Raw genomic sequence first — 3,630 nt, 5'->3', positions numbered from 1 at the left:
AATTACTAGAGATCATTAATCGGACAATCGTAAATTTATTGTAAAATATATACAAAAATATAAATGTATGCGTTTACAAATATTAGAATATTTTGTTAAGATATTAAAAATGGGATTTCTAATAAATTGTTAATCTAACAATTATATACAAGGATGGGGTTATTGTGTTTCGTATTATTCATACAAAAGAAGAGAACTTATTATTTGATGAGCTTTGGGGAGATTTTTGTGAAGAAAACGAAATACCTTTCTTAAAAAGAACAAATGATGCGATGCGATATGGAATCTGTGATACAGAGAAGAAACTAATTGGGACAATCGAATTTGATAAATATGATGTAAATAATCAAAATAATAACGAGTATTATTATAATTTTACAGAAAATAAGTATATTAAATATATTCAAACCGAAGAAATCTATGAAATTAGTAAATTATTAATCAATCGTGAAAATAGGGGGAAAGGGTTTTTTAAACAAATCTTATTAGCTTGTTATGACCATGCAAATCAAACGAATGCTGATTGGTATATTGGTACGATCAACAAAAGATTATACATGTTTGCAAGGAGTGTCGGATTTAAAATATTGCCGATCGATGAATACTTTGATATTAACGAAAATATAATTGCCGTACCTTTTTTACTTGATATAAAACATGCAATAAAATTATTAAAATACTCAAATGAGTTTAAAGAAATACTAATGTATTATGATAAATAAACAAAAGAACTCAGGTTTATGGACCTGAGTTTTTTGCATTACCTTATTCTTGTGCAAGTACTGATGCTGTACTGTTTGTATGATTATAGGCGTTTTGGCAGGCTTGAAGCGCCTGCTCTATTAATTCATGATTATGTGGTTTTTCAACTGTTTCTAGTGCTGACTGTAGATTTTCTACGGCATGCTTTATAGCCGTAGTTGCATCTTGTGTATATTGACGAGCATTTTTGTTCATTGAAATTCCTCCTTTCATCCTAAAAATTATTTTCACCAACTCAATCCAGAAGTATGTAAAAAAACGTAGAAGACGTTCTTCTACGTTTTAAATATTTGATCTATACAAAAAAGAAATTTTAGCTTCAAATTCAATCATTACACACCAAAAATTGATAAAATTGCAAATCTTTTCTTTGGTTTAAATGCAACAATTTTCTTTTGATCTTCTAATTCTGTTTTTAATGTACTAATGCTTTCATTTAATAGAAATACTTCGTCTCCAAGCTTATTTACTAATTTTTTTAAATCTTCAATTTCTCTACGGTGCTCTAATATTTGAACTGATACGACTTCATTTGCTTTTGTTTCAAGTTTTTCTTCGATTTTTTCAATTTTTTGTCCTAATTCAATGATGTGTGATGAGTTAGCCTGGTCATTTTGTTTTATTTCAACAGGCTGGATTGAAGCTTCGTAAATTTCTTTTATTTGCATCATTTGATCTTCTGTGAATAAATACGTACCATTAGACGATTTCTCTACATTAAGCTTCCCTTTTTTTGAAAATAATAAAACTTTTTTGTTAGTTAATTGAAGCTGCTCAGCTACTTGAGAAGTTGTATACATTTTCGTTCCTCCTCTAAATGGTTTATATACTTAACATTCTTTTTGTGCTTTAAATGTCCTTCACGAATGACAAAACTAGTGTCCGCTCGTCAAAAGTTCTTATAATACGTACATTATGAAATGAATGGTCGAAATTTGAAGTTATAAATATTTTTGATAACAAGTCCCATAACTGAATATACTAAGTTAAGCCTGCAATAAAATATGTTATTAGAAGAGTGCTTTCTACTTCCAATTGGAGGGATGAAATAGTTGTCTATAGGTACTAAATTATTATTAGTTGTTGTATTAATTGCCTTTACTGCATTTTTTGTGGCATCGGAATTTGCGATTGTAAGAATCCGTAGCTCACGAATTGATCAATTAATAGGTGAAGGGAATAAAAAAGCGCAAGCAGTTAAAAGAGTAATCTCTCATCTTGATGAATACTTATCTGCATGTCAATTAGGTATTACAGTTACGAGTTTAGGTTTAGGTTGGTTAGGTGAACCAACGATTGATAAATTATTACACCCGGTCATTGATCATTTAAATTTTCCATCAGCTGTAAGTGAAACAATTACTTTTTTAATTGCGTTTGGATTCATTACATTCATTCATGTTGTGGTAGGTGAGTTGGCACCAAAGACTGTCGCGATACAAAAAGCAGAGGCAGTCATTTTACTATTTGCGCCACCATTAATTTTATTTTATAAAATTACGTATCCATTCATTTGGCTATTCAATAATTCTGCAAGACTTGTCTTGAAATTGTTCGGAATTCCGCCTGCTAGTGAGCTTGAAGTAGCTCATTCAGAAGAAGAGTTAAGGATTTTACTCTCTGAAAGCTATGAGAGCGGAGAAATTAATTCATCTGAATATAAATATGTAAATAATATTTTCGATTTCAATATGCGAGTTGCCAAAGAAATAATGGTTCCAAGAACAGAGATGATTGCCATTGATATGAAGGTTCCTTTTCATGAAAATATTCAATTCATGAGTTTAGAAAAGTACACACGCTTTCCAGTAGTAGATGGCGATAAAGACCATGTAATTGGACTCATTAACTTTAAAGATGTTTTTACTGATTTCGTATTACACAATGGTGAACCAGAGGTAAAAGAACTCGAACAATATATTCGACCCATTATTCAAGTTATAGAATCAATTTCAGTACATGATCTACTTGTTAAAATGCAAAGAGAGCATATTCATATGTCAATTCTGGTTGATGAATATGGTGGAACTTCTGGATTAGTAACGGTAGAAGACATACTAGAAGAAATTGTTGGTGAAATTCGAGATGAATTTGATGTAGATGAAAAAGAAGAGATTTTTAAAGTAAATGAAAATAAATATACAATAGCAGGTAAAGTTCTGATCAGTGAAATAAACGATGTATTTAATTTAGATATTGATGATACAGATGTTGATACAATTGGTGGCTGGATCTTAACAGAGAATTTTGAAGTGCAAGAAGGGGATACAATCAAAGTTCATCCATATACATTTAAAATTCTTAAAATAGACGGTCATTACATTAAATCAATTGAAATAACGAAAGATTCGATTGAAAATCAGCAAACAAATGAAGAAAGCGCAACTGATTAATCTAAATCTATTGCGCTTTTTTGATGATTTTAATATAAAATTTCACGTACCGTAATATTAAAACTTCGTTGAATGATACAATTCGTCTTTAATGAAAATTTCATTCTTATCAACAGCATTTTTATGTGCAAGAACTAAACCAATCGGTGTTGGAGTTGGTAAATTATTAACAAGTGAGAAGGGAAGGTTCATTTTTTTTGCTAATTTTATATATTTTGAAATAGCTGAGTATGGGAGAGTGCCATTTAATAGTAAAGTTAAATTTTTATTTGAGAAATTTGCCTCAATTTGAGTATAGATTGAATTTGCCATTACTTGGCTTGTAGTAAGTGCAATCTCAACTCTTTCACGAATTGTACCCAAAAAAACATTTCGTTCTTCAATTTTTATTTGCTTTTCACCGTAAATTCCTTTTATCAAATAATCTTCAACATTATTTCCAGCCATTTTTATACCTTCCTTCTTTCTTTTCTTT

At 29.9% G+C, this 3,630-nt stretch carries 5 protein-coding genes; 2 read left to right on the top strand and 3 right to left on the bottom strand.

Features of this window, described 5'->3' with window-relative positions:
- Positions 1-164: 164 nt before the first annotated feature.
- A complete protein-coding gene (locus tag V7056_RS17360) occupies positions 165-722 on the top strand; it encodes a hypothetical protein (RefSeq protein WP_499703661.1) in 558 nt (185 codons plus the stop codon).
- 43 nt (positions 723-765) lie between these two features.
- On the opposite strand, the gene V7056_RS17355 is transcribed toward V7056_RS17360, so the two are convergent.
- Complete coding sequence (locus V7056_RS17355; RefSeq protein ID WP_499703660.1) at positions 766-957, bottom strand: hypothetical protein; 192 nt, start codon at positions 955-957, stop codon at positions 766-768.
- A gap of 137 nt (positions 958-1,094) precedes the next feature.
- Positions 1,095-1,562, bottom strand: a complete 468-nt coding sequence (locus V7056_RS17350) for a hypothetical protein (RefSeq protein ID WP_499703659.1) — start codon at positions 1,560-1,562, stop codon at positions 1,095-1,097.
- A 252-nt stretch (positions 1,563-1,814) separates the two neighbouring features.
- On the opposite strand from V7056_RS17350, the gene V7056_RS17345 reads away from it, so the two are divergent.
- Complete coding sequence (locus tag V7056_RS17345) at positions 1,815-3,155, top strand: hemolysin family protein (protein ID WP_499703658.1); 1,341 nt, start codon at positions 1,815-1,817, stop codon at positions 3,153-3,155.
- A gap of 57 nt (positions 3,156-3,212) precedes the next feature.
- Here V7056_RS17345 and V7056_RS17340 read toward each other — a convergent pair whose 3' ends face one another.
- Positions 3,213-3,602, bottom strand: coding sequence for a DUF1694 domain-containing protein (locus V7056_RS17340; protein ID WP_499703662.1), 390 nt, complete (start codon positions 3,600-3,602; stop codon positions 3,213-3,215).
- Positions 3,603-3,630 lie beyond the last annotated feature (28 nt).

It is taken from the genome of Bacillus sp. JJ664 (assembly GCF_036962205.1).
Taxonomy (GTDB): Bacteria; Bacillota; Bacilli; order Bacillales; family Bacillaceae_G; genus Gottfriedia.
The sequence above is the reverse complement of the archived record's forward strand: the minus strand, read 5'-3'. Positions and strand labels throughout refer to the sequence as shown.